This is a genomic window from Pantoea sp. EEL5 (genome assembly GCF_049892805.1).
Taxonomy (GTDB): domain Bacteria; phylum Pseudomonadota; class Gammaproteobacteria; order Enterobacterales; family Enterobacteriaceae; genus Pantoea; species Pantoea ananatis.
In genome coordinates, this window is record NZ_JBNDNJ010000005.1 from 134,313 (window position 1) to 150,498 (window position 16,186).

Annotated in this window: 15 protein-coding genes and 1 pseudogene; 5 read left to right on the forward strand and 11 right to left on the reverse strand. The window is 49.2% G+C overall.

What is annotated here, in order from left to right:
- Positions 1-20: 20 nt before the first annotated feature.
- Positions 21-1,952, reverse strand: a complete 1,932-nt coding sequence (locus ACPXSQ_RS17985; RefSeq protein ID WP_014333058.1) for a methyl-accepting chemotaxis protein — start codon at positions 1,950-1,952, stop codon at positions 21-23.
- 159 nt (positions 1,953-2,111) lie between these two features.
- On the opposite strand from ACPXSQ_RS17985, the gene ACPXSQ_RS17990 reads away from it, so the two are divergent.
- Positions 2,112-2,450, forward strand: coding sequence for a cupin domain-containing protein (locus tag ACPXSQ_RS17990; protein ID WP_019105854.1), 339 nt, complete (start codon positions 2,112-2,114; stop codon positions 2,448-2,450).
- Between the two features lie 333 nt (positions 2,451-2,783).
- Here ACPXSQ_RS17990 and ACPXSQ_RS17995 read toward each other — a convergent pair whose 3' ends face one another.
- The 4 genes from ACPXSQ_RS17995 to fhuE form a co-directional block, all read right to left on the reverse strand.
- Positions 2,784-3,110, reverse strand: coding sequence for a YebG family protein (locus ACPXSQ_RS17995; RefSeq protein ID WP_014333057.1), 327 nt, complete (start codon positions 3,108-3,110; stop codon positions 2,784-2,786).
- 136 nt (positions 3,111-3,246) lie between these two features.
- A complete protein-coding gene (locus ACPXSQ_RS18000) occupies positions 3,247-4,041 on the reverse strand; it encodes an SIR2 family protein (RefSeq protein ID WP_013027795.1) in 795 nt (264 codons plus the stop codon).
- On the reverse strand, positions 4,038-4,598 hold the full coding sequence (locus ACPXSQ_RS18005) for a non-canonical purine NTP pyrophosphatase (RefSeq protein ID WP_013027794.1): 561 nt from the start codon (positions 4,596-4,598) through the stop codon (positions 4,038-4,040). Before ACPXSQ_RS18005 ends, ACPXSQ_RS18000 begins: the two co-directional genes overlap by 4 nt.
- A gap of 213 nt (positions 4,599-4,811) precedes the next feature.
- Positions 4,812-7,025, reverse strand: coding sequence for a ferric-rhodotorulic acid/ferric-coprogen receptor FhuE (gene fhuE, locus ACPXSQ_RS18010; RefSeq protein WP_426144200.1), 2,214 nt, complete (start codon positions 7,023-7,025; stop codon positions 4,812-4,814).
- A 1,177-nt stretch (positions 7,026-8,202) separates the two neighbouring features.
- Between fhuE and ACPXSQ_RS18015 the strand changes: the two genes are divergently transcribed.
- Positions 8,203-8,598, forward strand: coding sequence for an H-NS family nucleoid-associated regulatory protein (locus ACPXSQ_RS18015; RefSeq protein WP_013028069.1), 396 nt, complete (start codon positions 8,203-8,205; stop codon positions 8,596-8,598).
- Positions 8,599-8,659: 61 nt separating this feature from the next.
- Here the strand turns inward: ACPXSQ_RS18015 and ACPXSQ_RS18020 are convergent, their stop codons facing one another.
- From ACPXSQ_RS18020 to ACPXSQ_RS18030, 3 genes and pseudogenes are all read right to left on the reverse strand, one after another.
- Complete coding sequence (locus ACPXSQ_RS18020) at positions 8,660-9,760, reverse strand: tyrosine-type recombinase/integrase (protein ID WP_028716049.1); 1,101 nt, start codon at positions 9,758-9,760, stop codon at positions 8,660-8,662.
- 435 nt (positions 9,761-10,195) lie between these two features.
- Positions 10,196-10,397, reverse strand: a pseudogene (locus ACPXSQ_RS18025) (methyl-accepting chemotaxis protein); the annotation flags it as partial.
- Between the two features lie 130 nt (positions 10,398-10,527).
- The gene (locus ACPXSQ_RS18030) at positions 10,528-10,821 is read right to left on the reverse strand and encodes a hypothetical protein (protein ID WP_033766331.1); all 294 of its coding nucleotides are present in this window, start codon (positions 10,819-10,821) and stop codon (positions 10,528-10,530) included.
- 626 nt (positions 10,822-11,447) lie between these two features.
- Between ACPXSQ_RS18030 and ACPXSQ_RS18035 the strand changes: the two genes are divergently transcribed.
- Both ACPXSQ_RS18035 and map read left to right on the forward strand, forming a co-directional pair.
- Positions 11,448-11,690 (forward strand): ParD-like family protein, encoded by a 243-nt coding sequence (locus ACPXSQ_RS18035; RefSeq protein WP_013028065.1) that lies wholly within the window; start codon positions 11,448-11,450, stop codon positions 11,688-11,690.
- Positions 11,690-12,475 carry a type I methionyl aminopeptidase gene (gene map, locus ACPXSQ_RS18040; RefSeq protein ID WP_013028064.1) on the forward strand — a complete coding sequence of 262 codons (786 nt, stop codon included), beginning with the start codon at positions 11,690-11,692 and terminating at the stop codon, positions 12,473-12,475. The genes ACPXSQ_RS18035 and map overlap by 1 nt, the downstream gene beginning before the upstream one ends.
- A 98-nt stretch (positions 12,476-12,573) precedes the next feature.
- Here map and ACPXSQ_RS18045 read toward each other — a convergent pair whose 3' ends face one another.
- Positions 12,574-13,632, reverse strand: coding sequence for a diguanylate cyclase (locus ACPXSQ_RS18045; protein WP_028716050.1), 1,059 nt, complete (start codon positions 13,630-13,632; stop codon positions 12,574-12,576).
- Between the two features lie 189 nt (positions 13,633-13,821).
- Positions 13,822-14,133, reverse strand: a complete 312-nt coding sequence (locus ACPXSQ_RS18050) for a hypothetical protein (protein WP_014333049.1) — start codon at positions 14,131-14,133, stop codon at positions 13,822-13,824.
- A 170-nt stretch (positions 14,134-14,303) separates the two neighbouring features.
- Between ACPXSQ_RS18050 and ACPXSQ_RS18055 the strand changes: the two genes are divergently transcribed.
- Positions 14,304-14,990, forward strand: coding sequence for a hypothetical protein (locus ACPXSQ_RS18055; protein WP_014598185.1), 687 nt, complete (start codon positions 14,304-14,306; stop codon positions 14,988-14,990).
- 289 nt (positions 14,991-15,279) lie between these two features.
- Here ACPXSQ_RS18055 and ACPXSQ_RS18060 read toward each other — a convergent pair whose 3' ends face one another.
- Complete coding sequence (locus ACPXSQ_RS18060) at positions 15,280-16,101, reverse strand: Cof-type HAD-IIB family hydrolase (RefSeq protein ID WP_014604586.1); 822 nt, start codon at positions 16,099-16,101, stop codon at positions 15,280-15,282.
- Positions 16,102-16,186 lie beyond the last annotated feature (85 nt).

A 16,186-nucleotide genomic window follows, 5' to 3' on the forward strand; every position in this document is an offset into this window, starting at 1 on the left:
TTTTAGCGGTTTACCGCGCGTTAGCGGAACTGCTCCACCGTTTGCGCCAACTGCTGCGCCTGATCTTCCAGCGAGCTGGCGGCGGCAGACATTTGCTGCACCAGTGCGGCGTTTTGTTGTGTCGTACCGTCCATCTCGTTAACTGCGACAGTGACCTGACCGATACCGCGCGCCTGTTCATCAGAGGCAGAAACGATTTCATCAATGATGCTCTGCACTGACGATACGGCCTGCGTCATCTCATGCATCGTTTTGCCTGCTTCGTTAACCAGTTTCACGCCGCTTTGAACCCGAACGCTCGATTCTTCAATCAGGGCAGCGATATCTTTCACCGCGCCCGCACTTCGCTGCGCAAGATTACGCACCTCAGAGGCCACGACAGCAAAGCCTCGTCCCTGCTCGCCAGCGCGCGCCGCCTCAACCGCAGCGTTAAGGGCCAGAATATTCGTCTGGAAGGCGATACTGTTGATCATCGTAGTAATGTCACCAATTTTCTTCGAGCTGTCATCAATCTGTGACATGGTCTGCACCACCTGCCCAACCAGCGCTTCGCCCCGGCTGGCGATTGAGGTGGCATTTTCGGTCAGATTCGTGGCCTGTTGAGCATTATCGGCATTCAGGCGAACCGTTGCGCTGATTTGCTCCATGCTGGCTGCAGTCTCCTCCAGCGCAGCCGCCTGCTGTTCGGTACGCGATGCCAGATCGAGGTTACCACTGGCAATCTCGCTAGCCCCTTCTCGCACCGACGCGCTGGCATCTTTGATTTGGCCCACAATAGATTGCAGCTGGCTTTGCATGGTATGCAGCGCATAAAACAGGCTGCTGTTGTCGCCCGGTGCAACGTGAAAGCGGTTACTGAGCTTACCTTCCGCAACCGCCAGCGCTATTCTGGCTGCCTCTGCAGGCTCGCCGCCGAGCGGACGCATGACTTTGCGATTGAACAAGAGCCCCAGCACCGCGCCGACCAGCAGGATGCTTACCAGCATCAGTCCGATAGCCCAGTAGAGTTGGCGATTCGCCGCAGCCATCACCTGGCTGACCGGTGCGACAATTCCAACGTACCAGGGCTTATCGCTATTACCTACCGTGACCGGATACCAGGTATACATGGCTTTTTCGCCCAGCACCGGGTCGTCATGTTCCACAATTTGCTGGGTGAAATTGTCTTTTTCCCCCTTCCACGCTTTGCCCGCCTCATCTTTATCTGGCGAGGAAACGACTTTGCCTGTGTTAGAGAGCAACAGGGCATAACCGGTGTCCTGCCAGGGTTTTATCTGGTTAACTTTCTTTTGTAGTGAGGCAAGGGAGATATCGGAAGTCACCACGCCGTAAAGTTTACCCTGATCGATAATGGGTGAGGCTACAGAGGTCAATAACGTTGGTATACCATTGTAGGCATAACTGTAGGGCTCAATCAGCGTATCTTTTCTTGTCTGCTGGGGAACCAGATAATAATCACCCTGACCCGGCGTTAAAAAGGACAGTAACGGATGCATGGCGTAATTACCGGCCTGATCGCGGTCAACAAACCAGGCATAACGGCCCTGTGGCGGCTGTCCGCTCTGACCTGCAAATTCAGCATCACGACCATCAAACGCGTTGGGTTCAAAAATCACAGACATCGAGAGATAATCAGGATTGGCTCTGAGTGAATATTCCATGATTCTGTCAGCGACTTTACGATCGTTAATGCCCGCTTTGGGCAGAGCAATCAGACTTTGGCCTAAGCTGTGCGCCATATTAAGGGCATAACTCAGCTCTTGTTGAATTTGCAGCCCGCGACTTTGAGCGATCTGCTGCAGATAATGTTCGGCCAGCGTTTTTTGTTCTTTTGCCGACTGCCAGCTCAGAACACCAATCGTCACGGTAAACCCAAGCGTAATCGTCAGGCCGCCCGCAAGAAGCATCTGCGTGCGGGTACTCATGGTTTTTTTAATGGGTTGAGTGGTCATATTGATTCCCCTGGAATACAACGGCTAAATTGACCACCCTGTCAGATACAATCTTTCATGTCCCTGGAATAACTATCGGCGCGCCAGAATTTAACTTTAATAAGATGAATCAAAGCCAGAATCGGCTCACATTATCCGTTGCGGGCAAAAAGAGGATTTATGATTTCGAAAGACAACGCAGAACATTATGTTTGGGGAAATAACTGTGATGGTTGGCATCTGCTGAAACGCCAGGATTTAAGCATTATTCATGAACATATGCCGCCTGCGACTGCTGAAACCCGACACTTTCACGTCCAGTCTCGCCAGTTCTTTTTTGTTTTAGAGGGAGAGCTGACGATGGAAATTGAGGGCATCGTGCATCTCCTGCAGGCGCAGCAAGGCATTGAGATCTCACCGGGTGCGAAACATCAGGCACGTAACGACGGAAATGACAGTGTCACTTTTTTAGTTATTTCCCATCCGACGACCCGAGGCGATCGGACCGATCTGACCTGAACATGGCCATAATAATACGCAGGAATCCGTTACTGATCTGAATAGTATTGATATGAAACAATATATAGACGGGGATTAAATGGCAGTCTGTGCCCTCTTCTAACCAGGCATAACTGAACCGGGAACCCATTCATGCTAAACAAATCAGGCTGGTTTCATGGTTATGTACTTTGCATGACGTGCATGGCCAGATACCTTCATCACTATGCTTTTGCCGTGACGCATTTGATTCGCTGAGAAGGATCAAAAGACCCACGCTGAGTCGGTCATTGACGGATAAAAGACAGGAAACGAGAGTGGTTATGCCGGAAGCAGGCTTCCGGCATAACCCGGTCAGGCGGCTTTGACGGCGCGGACTTTCTTGTCACTTTGCGGCGCATGATCAGCATCCGTCGCTTCAGGGGCGCTTCCGCCTGAGGTTGACTGAGGCAGTTTACTGGTGCGAAGAATGTGCTGCACGGCGTCTTTTTGTTCTGCCAGCAACAGGCCGAGTGTTTCAGCCTGAGATTCATCCATCTCCGCCTGATGAGTCAGCAACCAGTCGGTGAACGCTTCCGCCATATCCAGCATTTTGTCGTAGGCATCAGCCTCTTTTTTGTTGGCAAATGTCATCTTCTCTTCACCTTTTCTGACCACTACAAATTTTGTCTCAACAGCCATAGTTTTGCCCTCAGGTACTGTGTATTTATACAGCATACCACAGTAATCCGCATTTTCCAGAGAAGAATCACCACGCCCGATAAACCTGACATGCGGTTCAGATTTTACAACGACGTGGTCAGCCCCGCCCCGCGCATCACGCCAGAAGCGCTTGCATAAAATCGGCCAGGGCTTTTCGAGGATCGTCTTCTTCAGAGACGATCATTTCAATGCCCCACTGACCCAGCACTTCTTTTGCCACCGGGTTATTGCGGTTAGTGAAAAGGTACGACTTGGGGCGCGCAGTGGCCAGGCCCGTGCGCCCCCACATTTTGGTCAGGCGATAAAACAGCAGACGAATATTAAAGTCACTGATGCTGTAGCCCACGAACAACACCGAATTCCCCATGACATCATGGGTCAGTTTGATATCCAGCGGCGAATCAAAATAGAGGCGCTCAAAATAACTGCTTTCATCTAAAACGATGGAGGTATCATCATCAAAGTCGCCGTGCAGTTTAATGATGTGGCGCTTGTCTTCAGTTAATGACACCAGATCGGCCGCATTCGCGACTTTTGAGTAAGGCACACCGTGCGCCTCATGTGCCGCTTCCAGCCAGCGGTCATAATTGGTGGTATAGATACGCGAAAAGTTGCCCTGCGTGATCATGGTGTGAATTTCAGAGCTACGAACATCAATATCCGGCCGATGCCATTCGCGATCCATCCAGCTTCTCAACGGCCCTAGCGATCCTTTTTTTTGCTTATAGTATTCGGCCAGGGAAAGGTGCGTACCATAGGTATTAAAAATTTTGGGATCGTACCCCAGCTCGTTGGCCAGATGGGCAATGAGCTCATGCCATTCTGGCAGGCCAAGATTGCGGGACAGGCCTGCACCGGCAAAGAGTATCAGCTTACCGGAGTCATAAGCCCGCTTGAGTTCAGGTTTCATGCCACGCCTCGTGCTGTTTTTAAGAAGGACGCGAAGCGGTCCAGTGCAATGCGACGGTTTGAGATTTCATTTTTCTTGTCGCCCATCTCAGCGAAGGTTTGATCGTAGCCTTCAGGAATAAACACGCAGTCCCACTGAAAACCACGCGGGCCCGCCGGTTTTGAGGCAATAGTGCCACGTAATTCGCCGTAAAACTGATACATTTTGCGCCCGTCACAATAGCCCAGTACGGTTTTGGCCGTGACGCCCTGGCTATCGAGGCCATTAACGAGGGAGGCAAAACGATCGGCATCCAGCCGGTTCCAGAATATGCGCGTCAGCCCCGCAGGCAGGCCATTCAGCCCATCGAGATAAAGTCCGGTATGCTCAACGAAGAGAGGACGCCCAATAATTGAGAAGGCTTTTGTGAGTTTGTCCCGCACCAAATCCAGCTCATTCTCTGTTTGAATTTCTTCAATACGACGAGCGATCGGCAAGACTTCGACGCCCACTGGCTCCAGGATTTCACGCACCTCCGCCAGTTTTTGCTCATTAGCCGAAAGGAATCTGATTTTCATACTTCTTCCAGGTGAATTAGTTTGCCTCAGACAGCGCTATCATAGCGGCAGAATGGAGGATTAACGCTGGTCAGTGTAGCGCAAATCCCCGACTTTCTGGCCTGGCAATTACGTCAAAACGTGATGGATCAGCGATTTGCGCCGGGTCGAGGGGGAAAAAGCAGGGGAGAAAGCGCCCCGGGTGAGGCGCTCACTGGTGAAAGTCCGGCGTCTTCAGAAACGGTAGCTGGCAGTCACAGAGACGTTACGGGGTTCACCGTAAACGATATCCCCCGCAACATTCGTGTCATAGGTTTTATCAAAGAGATTATTAATATTGCCCTGAACAGCAAAATTTTTCGTCACCTGGTAGCGGCTAAATAAATTGACTAACGCATAGCTGCCCTGCTCAGCACGCCACGTTCCGTTTCCTTCCGGTGCCGAATTATCGCTCCAGACGTGCGTTTGCCATTTCACTCCGCCACCCACAGTCAGATCAGGGAACATGGGTAAACGGTAGCGCGTAAAGACGTTTAACTGCGTTCGCGGTAAGTCGGGTTTTACCGCCGTGCCATCACGCTGTTCGGCAATATAACGCGTGCCTCCCAGGGTCATCTGCCAGTTATCTGTGATTGCGCCGTTAATTTCGAATTCAATTCCTCGGCTTACCGTACCATTTTTGCCTGCATACGCTGACTCGGTGGTACCCGGAATAATGCGACCGGTGGTCTGTGCTACATTATCCAGCTCAGCCCGAAAGACCGAGAGTGACGTGGTCAAGCGGCTGTCGAACCAGTCAGATTTAACGCCGGCTTCGTAGTTCTTACCAATAACCGGCGCCAGATAGGCACCTGAGAGATCACGATATGACTGCGGTTGAAACACGGAAGTATAGCTGGCGTACGTTGACCAGTTCTCATCAATGTCATAAATCAGACCCGCATAAGGCGTGATGTTATTTTTTTCCATATCGTTGGTCAGCGTATTTTTGCTCCAACGGGTGTAACGAGCGCCCAGTATCAGATTTAACGGATCCGCCAGTGAAATACGGGTGGCAAGGTAGCCCGAGGTTTGTCGGGTAATATCCTGCTGGGACAGGGTGCGCGCCGCCCAATCCGTTTCCGGGAACTGGCCGTCAAAAAGGTTAAAATTCCCCAATTCTTCTGGCGAGATATTCGCAAAAGTACCGTAGTAAGTGTTTTTTTGTTTGCTGTAGCTAACACCGACCATTAATTCATGGGTGCGTCCGAAGAGTTGATAAGGGCCACTGGCGAAGGTATCCACAGCATCGACTTGACGTTTGGCTGCATTATATCCCGTGCCCGCAACGACAGGATAATCCGCATAGGGAGAAACGCCTGCACCCGTATTTTTGTCAAAATAGCCGGCGATATACATCATTTTGCTGTTAAGCGTTGACCGATCATGGGTGCCGTTAAGGGTCCATTGCCATCCACTTGCAAAAGTGTGTTTAAGCCGGGCAAAGAGTTTTCTGCTCTCTTTATCGTTATAAGTCCAGTCAGGGGCGGTATTAAAGCCGCGACGAAAATGGGTTTTACTACCGTCTGTGTACCAACGCGGTAAACCGCCCCACATTGGGCTGTCAGTATTCAGCTGCTGAAATTCATAGCCTGCAGATAATGTGGTGGCGTCATTGAGATCGGCATCAATCACCCCATAAACAAATTTCTTTTCAGCACCATAACGCTCAATAAAGCTATTATTATCCTGATAACCCGCAATCACTCTGCCTCGAACATTTCCTGCAGCATTCAACGGGGACTGCACATCCATAACGTAACGCTGTTTATTCCAGCTGCCATAGCTGGCGGATATCTCGCCTTCTGGCTGATGACTGTCGGCATGTTTACGTACCATATTAACGGCAGCGGAAGGATTACCGGCACCGGTCAATAACCCGTTTGCACCCCTGACCACTTCAATGCGTTCATATAATGCGCTATCCGTCTGTGCATCACCCAAATTCCAGCGTTCTTCGAATACAGTAGGAATACCGTCAATCAGGTAATTGTCGATTAAAAACCCGCGAGAATAATAGGTCTTACGATCCATATCCGCTGTGCTGGTCTGAATAGCCGTGGTGTTGTCCAGAACATCATTTAACGACTGTAGCTGTTGGTCTTTCATGCGCTGCGCGCTGATGATGCTTACAGACTGAGGAATATCGCGCACGGTCGAAAGTAACTTATTGCCCGCGCGGGTAACAGGTACGCTGTAGTCCGAGGAAGTATTTTCGGAAACCGGCTGTTCAGCCGCAGTAACGATAAGCGTCGGGTTGCTCGTATTCACATCCGATGGCGTCTCTGCAAACGCATTATGTGAAGATACGCCTGCCACAAGGGTTGCCAAAAGTGATAAGTGTGAGGGAACCAGAGGAAAAGTGGGCTTCACGCGATCCCTGTTCAGGAGGGGGATATTCAGAAACATTCTAACGCCTCGTTTTCTTTTTTTTAGCTGCCACTGCCCTGCATCAGTCCCAGTTAACTACCGTGCGGGCTGGCCATCAGGAATAAGGACAAAAACAACAACATGTAAAAACAAATGAGAAATATACTCATTTAGATTATCATTGCAAGTTATTGTTAACATTTATCTTTAAAAGCGTCAGAAAAGCCGATGTGTGTATTCTGTTGATAATGCAGATGTTTTAGCGCAAGTCGGGCACAGTACTTCTGAACCCGAGCGCGTGACGTAACGCTGAAATTAGCTGGCCTGGATATTTTTGAGCCATCCGTTTTACCCCTGTGTGAACAGAATTATTTCTCACACTCGCTTATGTCTTTTTTCCTTATATATAATGCGGTCATTATCTGAGACAGGTGGACTGCAGGTTTAAACAATATGGAAAAAATGGGTAAAGGCTGTTATTGACAACGGTGATGTGAACGTTATTGCCCTTATTGACGCTTCGCTTATGTTCAGATAATACAGACTTATGGCCGTTGGGTTGACAGAGAAAACGTTCAGCCTGGCATGAAGCCTGGCACAGGTTACAGGTTGCTTTATCGAGTTTGTGTAATTGCGAAATCCGGAATGCTATTTTTCTCAGATCGGGTAAAGCCGTTTCTCATCTTTGCAAAGCAGCCAACAGCTGCAACGGTCGGGTTAAGGAAGGTTTGAGGGATGTCTGGCATCAAAATCAGGGTTTACATATAACAAAACGTTATCCTCAATAGCGGTTTTTTTAGTAAGGCATTTCGTCCGCTCAGACCAGCTTTTATTTAAGGGTGGCTATTATTAACTATACGTTATCATTTCTCTCTGACGAGACAAATCACATCATTCCAGGTTTACAACGTGACGACAAATCAAGATAGCCAGGTATTAGGTTTTGATTTTCATTGATTTTTTAACTTAAAAAAGAGATTCTATAATTCATGTTGTGTAGAACCTGCTCGCCTTTCATTGGCATGAGGCGGTTTAAATATGTTTAAAACATCAATGTATTCCTAAACTTTATGCCGTTTCTCAGGTTCTGAAAGTCAGTAATAATCTTTACAGTAACAAATTTGTACATTTCGGACTGAAGAGATATTTCCTTCTGGGAATATTTTTCGTAGAATGGCTCTGTTTAAAATATTCGCTGTAATTTAAGGATTAATCAATGGATGCGCTCAAAGCATTAAATAACCTTCGTATTTTACGTGCACAAGCCCGGGAAATTGAGCTTGATGTGTTAAATGAGATGCTCGAAAAGCTTTCTGTCGTTGTCGCTGAACGCCGTGAAGAAGAAGAAGCTGAGCAAGCCCTGCTGCGTGAAAAAGCAGACAAGCTGGCTAAATATAAAGAAATGCTGATGAATGACGGCATCGATATTTCTGAGCTGATGGATTTACCTACAGAAACTAAAACAAAAGCTAAACGTGCTCCGCGCCCGGCTAAATATCAATATACCGACGAAAACGGTGAAAAGAAATCATGGACAGGTCAGGGCCGTACACCATCGCCTATTAAAAAGGCCCTGGATGCAGGCGGTTCTCTCGATGACTTCCTGATCTGACATAATTAAGCGGTGTTGATGAGGACACCGCTTTTTTATTGGAAACAGCCTGACTATCTCGTTAAAGGCTCATGACCATGACAGAGGAACTGTCTAATTTCAGCCTTTCACCTTCATAACGATGATGTAGAAAATGGTAACTATCACTGTTGATAATTACCTGTAATGATTCCGAATACTTTTCCAGTGCAGCGCGCATCTGCACGACATAGTCGTGCGTATCGTAAACACGATCTATCCCTTCTAATGCATGATTCATGATTTTTCTTGCCACGTCGTTTGGCGTGTCCAGTGCAGATAACTTTGAGCGTGCCGTTCGCCGCAGGTCTCGTGGTGTAAAATGTTCCAGTCCCAGGCCGCGCGGTGCGCGCAACATGCGTCGCAGAGCCTGATTAAGCGCACCTTTTGACAGCGGTTGCATCACATCGCGTGGTGCCGGTACCAGCCAGGGCGAAGCAGGATCGCTGGCCTTTAACAATGACTCGATACACAGGCGCATCAGGGAAGAGACCGGCAACGTATGTTCACGTTGCGATTTGTTTCGCGTACCTTGTTTCCACAGCCCTGACTGTAAATTAAATTCTGCTTTACGAGCCTGAACGATCTCGTCTGGTCGTCGCGCGCTCACCAGGCAAAGCCGCAGTGCCCAACGGGCCTGTTCAGAAAGCGCCCAGTTGTCCAGCCCATGCCAGAACACCCAAATCTCAGCATCCGACAACTGTCGACTGCGCGGTGAGGCCGCACGGCCTGCAATGTCACGTTTTTTTATTGAAGCAACAGGGGAATGCTCAAGATAACCCTGCATTTCTGCCCAGGATAAAAACTGTTTTGTCAACGCGAATACGCGCCGCGCCTCTTCCTTTTTACCCTCTGAAATCAGTATGTTATATAGTCTGTTTAGTCGCAATCGCGTCAGATTCTTCAGCGGGAGTGAGCCAATATTCGGTAAGACATGCCGGAGAAGGGAGGAAATCGCGATTTCAGGACGGCGACGCGTAACGAGTAATGACAGCTTTACCCAGACCTTAATGACCTGCTCGACCGTGCCCTCGTCACCAAAATTATCGACTTCAGACAGCGAAGCCTTTCTGATCTGCTCCAGCCATACCATAACGTGATGGCCGACATGCGGCGACCTTGTATTTATGCTGATTTCAGCCACTGCTCTTCCCAGATAATAAAGCCGTATTGCAGATTCTACCTTTCTGCCGACTGTGACTCCAGACCTGTTAAGTCTGGAGTCACAAAGACGTCGCTACGCTGATTCTGAAAAGGAATCAAGGCAAAGAGCAAAACGGCAATGACTGTGTTAACGCCTCGACGCTACGCAGAGAAGCTGCCCTTCCCCGTAACATTCGCCAGGAGAGACGTTTTTCTTCAAATCGGCATTGCCGTCGGGATTTTCAGAGGGGAATAAGGTGTTCACTGGATTGCCCGGCACTTAACACGCCGAAGGATGTGGGGGCTTTACGCGGCGCTGTGCAGCAAGCGCAACATGGCGTTGCCCCGTCATCGCTGACGAGACAACGGGAAACACGTTAATGACGGGGCGGGCGCGCTAAGCGGAGGTTTTCACCATAGCGTACATCTGCTCAGATTAAGATTGCGAGACTGGAGAGGATTCTTCGACAAATACAGCGTGCTTTTGCGTGGCAGCATCCATCTGGCTAACGGCAATACTGACCTGAAAAATGTCCTGCCTGTATTGATAAGGACAGCGAAATATTATCCATGGCATCGGCCAGCTCACCGGCCATACCGACAATTTTCAGAATACGTTTTCCGGTGCCGGTTGCCACGATGGGCTTATTCATCACATCCCTCCTGAACGAAGAGGAATACGTTATCTCCCTGCACAGATCCGCAATTGTGTTAACCTGGCAATACAATCACGTTTTTTATTGTGCGCAGAGATATCGGGATAAAACGTCAGCTTTTACTGAAGGTGTAGTTAAACACTTTGCCATTTTTTGTCTGTACCGTAAGCGTTTCACCTGCCGAGGTAGCCAGCGCTCTGGCTTTACTGTATTTCCACATCAGTAACTGTTGTCCGTTGGGATACGGGGATTCCGTGTCAGGCGGGCCAAACATCGCGATCAGATCCGCTCGGGTTGTCAGGCCTGGCCTGATTTTCTGAACGGTTGCTGTATCAACATTTCGACCCACTGAGCTGGAGCATGCGGCTAGCGCAAAGATCAGGCCTGTGACGAAGAGTGCTCTCATAAGGTTAATCCCGGTGGTTAAGTGCAACGTGAACACGCGTAATCCTTTTATGATGCTGTTTTAAGGCGTAAGAGCCCCGGATAAAATACCACCGCCTGCGTTAAACCTCCCGCACATTACCGCCACTCTGCACAATCCACACCGCGTCTTGTCAACGGACATCCGCAACCGGCCTGCAACTGAAGCAGCGGCAACAATCAGACAAAGACAAATCTTTGTCTGATTGTACCCAACCCATGAATTGCAGACCTCAGCGCGATGGCCAGGACGGAACAGGCGTGATGCGTCAATATCGCAGATTTTCAACAGTAGATTATGGTTCATGATCTGCTAAGTAACATGAAAAGTTAACCTGGGTAATACCGCATGTTTAACCCAGTCAGAGAATGGTGTGTGACTTTGCTGATCGGTCACATCAAAGACTAACTCTGCCCGGCACGCCAATAAAAGGCGCGAGATCAGAACAGATTAAATACGCACTCAGACTGTGTCATTAAGTTAGAAATTCATCGCGCTACCGGAAGAATGGCGCTTTAAGCATTTTATGACCGGTTAATTCAGCTTTCACTGTCACCGCAAAAAGCGTAACCTATATATAAAACGTATACATTACATATAGGCTTCACATGGGCATTGTAAAAATATCCGATCTGATGCATGAAAACTTACGCATCGCCAGCCAGGCGATGAGCCGCTCAATAAATGCGCAGGCTGAGCACTGGTTAAAACTGGGCATGCTGGCCGAGCTGTATCCCCAGCTGACACAACACGAGCTTGCTCAAACATTAATCCGCATAGAAATGAACGGCGGTGCCGATATTCGCCAGGTACTACATCATGCCGATTTAACCCCACAAGGAGAAGTGTAATGGGGAACGTTAAGATCCATTCTGCAGAAGAAATTGAAAAAGCCCGTGCTGCCGGGCACGCTGCCGCCCAGGTGCTGGCGATGATCACCCCTCATGTACGCCCGGGGATCACGACAGAGCAACTGGACGATATCTGTCATGATTTTATTGTCAATGAACTCAACGTTACGCCCGCCAATATTGGTTATCACGGTTACACCCGTACCACCTGTACTTCCGTTAACCATGTTGTTTGCCACGGGATCCCGGCGGCCAAAACATTAAAGGAAGGTGATATTGTGAATATCGATGTCGCCATTATTAAAGATGGCTGGTATGGCGATACCAGCCGAATGTATTTTGTGGGGACGCCATCCGTGCGTGCAAAACGGCTGGTGGATATTACCTATCAGTCCATGGTTGCAGGCATTAAAACGGTTCGCCCGGGCGCGACACTGGGCGATATTGGCGCCGCTATTCAGCGCCTTGCTGAGAGCGCGGGTTTTTCCGTGGTCAGGGAATATTGCGGTCATGGCGTCGGCGAGATTTATCATACCGAACCTCAAATTCTTCACTACGGCACGCCGGGCGAAGGAATGCCTTTACAGGCAGGGATGATTTTTACCATCGAACCCATGATCAATGCTGGAAAAGCAGGGACCAGTGTGCTTTCTGATGGCTGGACGGTGGTTACAAAAGATCGCTCGCTGTCTGCCCAGTGGGAGCATACCGTCGCCGTCACCGAGACGGGCTTTGACCTGCTCACGCCCTGGCCTGAAGGCACTGGCGACTATCCGGCTATCTGATACTTATGCCGCCTCAGAGGAGGCGGCATTGATGACGGTCTGGTGATGCACTACGGGTGGACGTTACCGAACCCCGCGATGCGTTGTTCCGCTGGGGATCAGGCCCGCCATAATTTCAGGCCATCCCGCCCTGATCGTTTCACTTCATATAACGCTTTATCAGCGCGCCGCAGCCACTCATGTATTGAGTCGGCTTTATCAGCACTGGCAATGCCAATACTGACTGAACACCTGAACGTTACAGAAGCAGGCAGGCGTAATTGCCCAATATTTCTTTGAAGCGATTCGGCCAGTCTGATGATGTCAACGTCATTCGAATCACGAATGATAACGCCAAGTTCATCTCCGCCAAAGCGTGCCGGAATGTCTTTCATACCTACGCTGTCACGTAACAGGCCGGAAATTTCAGCCAGCAAAAAATCCCCGGCTTCGTGACCGAACGTATCGTTAACGTTTTTAAAATGGTCGACATCTATCAGTATCAGATACGCTCTGGTGTCACCCCGCAAGGTGCGCAAAAGCTCGCTTTCAAGCCGGCGTTCGAACAAACGACGATTAGGGATTTCCAGACCGGGATCCATCAGCGCAATTCTCTCCAGCTCACGGTTCTTCTGACGCAGGCTCAACGTCAAATTGTGTGATACAACGCTGAGTGCCAACATATAGAATGTGGCCAGTGGAAGGGTAAGCCATGCTGTGCGCGTACTAAACTCCATCAAAACCGGCGCGCCTTCAATCGTCCATACCAGAATAAAGGCAAACAGAAATGCCTGCGTAGCAGAGAGCAACTGAGGCCAGCCTCCTGCGGCGTAACGGTCGGCCATCAAAACCGCGATGATGACAAAGGACGGCATAGGACTCACGGCCATCAGCGCAATCCAGATACCGCCAAATGCGGCATCCAGCGTTAAATTTGAACGCTCCCGCGCGGTGGAGTCCCGTGATTTTACGGCAAGGCGGTATGCCAGATAAGGCCAGATAAGAACGTTGCTAATCAGTAATACCAATATCGCTGGTTCTTTCCCCAGTTCCAGGAGAACGGATGCAATCGGCAAAAAACATAAAAGCGTGCCAAGCTGGCGCATGGCAAACATGCGACGGACAAATCGCGTGGATCGCATTTTAAGATGATGATCATCAGGTGAGTAATAGGTCATTCGCACGCGTAATTGACAATATATTTAGCGCAGTTTATCCACAAAAAACGCCCTGCGCTTTAATTTTTAAGACTTTTACCCTTTATTTGTTATTGCCGTTATGATGACTTATGCCGATGATTTGGCCGGGTCCACATGGCCCAACGATCCATGTTATATCGTCAGGCCTTAGCGCGACTGGGCGTTACTTTATCTTCTGCGGCCTTTAGCCACTGAGGCGGACCAGTTGAAATCGCCGACTTCACTGGCCGTTAGCGAAGAGGGTTTCTTTTTCCTGAGCGGTTTTTTACTTTCTTTTTCTGCTTTTAACTTTTCATTAAGAAGTTTATCGGCCATGACCTGCTGACGAGCTTCGCTGTTTAACTCTTTCTCTTTTTTTGCATCAGGTTCTTTGCCGGTGCGTTGACGGTGCTTCTGCATCAGGTTTTGAAGAACTTCATTAACGGCGAGTCGCTCTTCATCACTGAACTGATCGATGGAAATCATTTTCTTGTCATTCATAATCGCTTTCCTCGTGGTGAGTTCATAAGCAGTGTACATCATGCCGTGCTCGCAAAGCGCATTACCTGCGAGTTAAGTGGCTCAGTCTGACAAGGTTAATCACGTTAAGCAGGTATCATTTCCCTTCAGGCAGACTAAAATAAGCGGAAATTTCAACGAGAATCGACGTCATGAAAATTCCCCTGCACAACGACCACAAACCTTTTATCACTGCCCTGCTGGATGAAACGGTAGAGGCGATTGAAATGCACTCACCTCAGGCTGAACATATCGAACGCGCCTTTACCGTCGCCCTCCAGCAACAGAACCGCGAAGCAGAGGCGGACTGGAAGCGCACGATAACCTTTTTGGCGCTATTCGTTTTTCTGTATGCCGCACTGGGTGCCTCATTAACGCTGGACCTGAGCCCGGCTGGCGCAAGCCACAAAAGCATTGAGTATGCTCTGGAGGCTGTGCCGGTACTGATTGCCTTTTCAGGCTTTTTTATCTCCGTACTGTATCTGTTTATTGTTCGCGCAGGTTCACGCCAACGCCGTAACTGGCAAAAAACGATTTTGATGCTGGAAAAATACACCCTCGGGAACCTGTTTAAACTGACGCACCAACAAGGCGCCGGCACCAGCAACTATTCACTCTCATCGATTATGCTTGCCCTTTCCCTGTTCATTTGCCTGACCTGGTTGATTATCTATAACTATCTGACCTTCACCACCAGCGGCGTATTCGGTAGCGTGATTTCGTTATTTATTAGCACGATGGTTTACGTCATTCTGGATATTCAACTCCTCAAGCCCTGGCTGTCCGTTGCTGAAGCGGAGCCGTCAGGCGCTGAGGATGAGAAGAAAGCGGATAAATAATGCCTGCCCGCCCGGCCTGGACCGGGCTTTTCGTGATTTTCTTGCCCAGACAAAGACGACGTCGATCTAACCGAACGGTGTTAAGAAAATCATTTAAAGTATGTTGTAACTATTACCATTAACCTGTCTTTGCATGCGGTTTCTTTGCGCGGCACTGACATCCCCTGCCAGCACCTTATACAGTCCGAAAAGATCAGAAGCAGGCAAAATAAGTGACATCGTCACGTTAAGTTTGTTTTTGAAGAGGCTCCCCTTCCGCGCTCATGATTGAAAAGCCGCCATTGCGGCGTTAATCAAAAGGGAATTCGCGCGCCAGCACTCTGGCAATGACGTTTAGCGCCCCTTCATCCTGATTGCTTTCCGTTTTAAACCGCGCAACGGCTGAAACCGACTCAACAGCATTGGCCATTGCAAAACTGAAACAGGCCTGGCGCAACATTTCGATATCGTTTGCACTGTCGCCGATGGCCACCACCTCACAATCGCTGATGCCCCATTTTTGTTGCAGCAAAGCAATACCATGTGCCTTGTGACAGCCTGGAATAATCAGGTCAATAAAGCCATAGCCGCTCGATACGGGGTGCATAATATGATCGATTTCACCGAGCTGGTTATGCAGACGATCCATCAGGCTGTCTATGCCTTCGTTGGCCAGGTTAAGCGAAAACTTAAAAATGGTGTCATCGATATCATAAAGATTATCGCGCTTTTCAAGTCGGTAATAATGATTGTTAAGCATCTGAATAACGCTGTCTGGCATTGAAGAATGGACATAAGCGCCCTTGCGTCCACAAACGACAGTGCTGATATCCGGCTCTTTTGCCAGGATATCCAACACGCGGTGCACGCTTTCCTTTGCCAGCTCACCACAAAAAATTTCATCATCGCCTTCTGATACCCACGCACCATTTTCGGCAACAAACGCAATGTCGTTTTTGATGTCAGGAAAGTAGCGCTGTAGCTGATAATATTGATTGCCACTGGCGACAACAAAGTGAATACCTTTTTGCTTTAGCAGGGCGTACTGGCGTGAAAAGCGCTGGACGTTGTACTGCTTGTTTTCGTCCAGAAACGTCCCATCCATATCCACTGCAATCATCCTTACTGCCATTGTCATCCCCCTTTTCCCGGCCTGAACAGGCTCACTCTTTTTTAAGCTTACTCGTTGAAGGGGATAATGAGAATTCCAGTCATCA

What these genes read in the sequence shown, in the direction of transcription:
- ACPXSQ_RS17985 (WP_014333058.1), bottom strand. Translation starts at nt 1,952, where the DNA reads ATGACCACTCAACCCATTAAAAAAACCATGAGTACCCGCACGCAGATG.
- ACPXSQ_RS17990 (WP_019105854.1), top strand. Translation starts at nt 2,112, where the DNA reads ATGATTTCGAAAGACAACGCAGAACATTATGTTTGGGGAAATAACTGT.
- ACPXSQ_RS17995 (WP_014333057.1), bottom strand. Translation starts at nt 3,110, where the DNA reads ATGGCTGTTGAGACAAAATTTGTAGTGGTCAGAAAAGGTGAAGAGAAG.
- ACPXSQ_RS18000 (WP_013027795.1), bottom strand. Translation starts at nt 4,041, where the DNA reads ATGAAACCTGAACTCAAGCGGGCTTATGACTCCGGTAAGCTGATACTC.
- ACPXSQ_RS18005 (WP_013027794.1), bottom strand. Translation starts at nt 4,598, where the DNA reads ATGAAAATCAGATTCCTTTCGGCTAATGAGCAAAAACTGGCGGAGGTG.
- fhuE (WP_426144200.1), bottom strand. Translation starts at nt 7,025, where the DNA reads ATGTTTCTGAATATCCCCCTCCTGAACAGGGATCGCGTGAAGCCCACT.
- ACPXSQ_RS18015 (WP_013028069.1), top strand. Translation starts at nt 8,203, where the DNA reads ATGGATGCGCTCAAAGCATTAAATAACCTTCGTATTTTACGTGCACAA.
- ACPXSQ_RS18030 (WP_033766331.1), bottom strand. Translation starts at nt 10,821, where the DNA reads ATGAGAGCACTCTTCGTCACAGGCCTGATCTTTGCGCTAGCCGCATGC.
- ACPXSQ_RS18035 (WP_013028065.1), top strand. Translation starts at nt 11,448, where the DNA reads ATGGGCATTGTAAAAATATCCGATCTGATGCATGAAAACTTACGCATC.
- map (WP_013028064.1), top strand. Translation starts at nt 11,690, where the DNA reads ATGGGGAACGTTAAGATCCATTCTGCAGAAGAAATTGAAAAAGCCCGT.
- ACPXSQ_RS18045 (WP_028716050.1), bottom strand. Translation starts at nt 13,632, where the DNA reads ATGACCTATTACTCACCTGATGATCATCATCTTAAAATGCGATCCACG.
- ACPXSQ_RS18050 (WP_014333049.1), bottom strand. Translation starts at nt 14,133, where the DNA reads ATGAATGACAAGAAAATGATTTCCATCGATCAGTTCAGTGATGAAGAG.
- ACPXSQ_RS18055 (WP_014598185.1), top strand. Translation starts at nt 14,304, where the DNA reads ATGAAAATTCCCCTGCACAACGACCACAAACCTTTTATCACTGCCCTG.
- ACPXSQ_RS18060 (WP_014604586.1), bottom strand. Translation starts at nt 16,101, where the DNA reads ATGGCAGTAAGGATGATTGCAGTGGATATGGATGGGACGTTTCTGGAC.